Annotated in this window: 3 protein-coding genes; 1 reads left to right on the top strand and 2 read right to left on the bottom strand. The window is 67.8% G+C overall.

Annotation, left to right across the window (positions count from 1 at the left end):
• Nucleotides 1-58 precede the first annotated feature (58 nt).
• Entirely contained in the window at nucleotides 59-466 is a 408-nt protein-coding gene (locus K728_RS0102240) for a hypothetical protein (protein WP_024475712.1), read from the top strand.
• Here the strand turns inward: K728_RS0102240 and K728_RS0102235 are convergent.
• Entirely contained in the window at nucleotides 463-1,104 is a 642-nt protein-coding gene (locus K728_RS0102235; protein ID WP_019483890.1) for an MBL fold metallo-hydrolase, read from the bottom strand. The two genes, K728_RS0102240 and K728_RS0102235, sit on opposite strands and share 4 nt — an antisense overlap.
• On the bottom strand, nucleotides 1,095-1,835 hold a 741-nt coding region (locus tag K728_RS18190; protein ID WP_035746831.1), incomplete at its 5' end, for a (Fe-S)-binding protein. The genes K728_RS0102235 and K728_RS18190, both read right to left, overlap by 10 nt.

Genomic DNA, 1,835 nt, shown 5'->3' with positions numbered 1-1,835 from the left:
CCCGCCGGTCCCCAGCAGCTAGTAAGTTGATACCACACCACTTCACCGATAGGCGGGCATGACCAGCACACCCCAGACGCCCGACGACGACCGGTTCTTCCTGCATGAAGGCAGGAAATGGCGCCGCGCCGATCCGACGCTGCCCGACGACGTCGAGAAGCAGCTGCTGTCCCAACTGGGCCGAGGCCGCTCGGCAGTCAACAAATACCGCAAGGCCAAACAGGAACCCAAGGTGAAGGACGCGCGACGCCGCGTGCAGCTCGCCAAGGAGGGCCTCGGTGAGCGCGGCACCCCCTGGTGGGAGCAGTCACCTGCCGAACGGCAGAAACGCTGGGAAAAAGCCCTGAAGGCCCTCGGCGACCTGAGGACTCCCGACGAACCCGCAGCGGACGCCGCACCAGCCAAGGCACCAGCCAAGGCCGCACCCCAGGCCGCACCTCAGGATGGGCCGGCCAAGGACAGCTAGCGGGTCCGGGTTTTCGCCGGGGCGTTGTGGCCGGCGCAGATCCACCGCACCGAGCCGCCAGCGATCCTGGCCCTGAGGAGTTCCTCGGTCTGCCGGGCCTGTGCCGCGTCGCTGATCGTGAGCCGGTAGAACTGCCTGAGCTCACCGTGTGTGGAGACGGATACCGCGTCGCCCGAGAAGAGCACCTCACCGAACTGGAACGCCATGTGCCCGGGGGTGTGGCCCGGCGTCGGGAAGGCCACGAGGCCGTCGAAGATGCTCTGCTCGCCGGTCAGTTCGGTCACCCGCGCCGGATAGTCGGTGGGGAAGACCCTGGCCAGGAAGCGTCTGAAACGGGTTGGTGGCGGCACGTCGCCGCGCAGGATCGCCGCGTCCTCGGCGCCGAGCCAGACCGGCACTCCCAGGGTCTGCTGCAGGCGTTTCGCCACCCGGGTGTGATCGGCGTCGTAGTGAGTCAGCAGAATGTCAGTGACCGGGCCAATGACCGGCTCCGCGTCCCGCAGCTCGTCGAGCAACCGGGCATACCCGCCCGGCATGCCCGGGTCGATGATCGCTGTGGACCCGTTGGCGCTGACCAGATACCCGTTTGCACCCTTCGAATTTTCGAGCTGGTAGCAATTCGGGGCGATCAGTCGCATGGGGGGATCCTCGTTCTTTCCTCTAGTAGTTCAAGGATATGGCGATAGTCCTCCCCGGTGGCCCGGGTCATCCCCAGTTCGCAGGTGCGGTTGCACGAGGCGTGGGCCGAGGCGTTGAAGCCGGCAACATCGACGGCTTGCCGGCTCGTGGCGGACGCGGTGAGCTCGGGGTGAAGCATCCCGCGGTCACCGGCGAAGGCGCAGCACCCCCACGTTTCAGGGACCAGCACTTCACTCGCGACGACGCCGGCCACCGCCTCCAGCGCCGGATTCAGGCCCAGCCGCGTCGAGGAACAGGTGGGATGCAGTGCCAGCGACTCGAGCGGTTCGACGGCACCCAGCAGGGGCAGCACCCGGTCGGCCACAAACTGCACTGCATCCAGCATCACCAGCGGTGGCCGGCCGGACGCCTCCAGTTCACGAGAGGCCTGTTCAAGCGCGCCGTTGAGCCCCTCAGTGCAGGAGGAGGCGTCGCAGACGATCGGGAGCTCGCCGTCGTGCGTGGCCTCCCGCAACGCTGCGACAGTCTTCGCCCGCATCGTCGCCTCACCCGCGGCCATGCCCTTCGACGACCACGGCGTCCCGCAGCACAGCCCGTCAATCCCAGCCGGTACCAGCAGTGAAAGCCCCGCGCGCTCGCAGAGCAACGCGAAACTCGTCTGCACTCCCGAACCGGTCCCGGCCGGCCCGAACATCGTCCCGACGCAAGCCGGAAAGTACACGGCGTCGGG

The organism is Arthrobacter sp. CAL618, assembly GCF_000468215.1.
Taxonomy (GTDB): Bacteria; Actinomycetota; Actinomycetes; order Actinomycetales; family Micrococcaceae; genus Arthrobacter_D.
This window is presented reverse-complemented; position numbering and strand designations above follow the sequence as displayed.

Bases quoted from the DNA above. Each gene is read 5' to 3' on its own strand.
- K728_RS0102240 (WP_024475712.1), top strand. From the start codon at position 59: ATGACCAGCACACCCCAGACGCCCGACGACGACCGGTTCTTCCTGCAT.
- K728_RS0102235 (WP_019483890.1), bottom strand. From the start codon at position 1,104: ATGCGACTGATCGCCCCGAATTGCTACCAGCTCGAAAATTCGAAGGGT.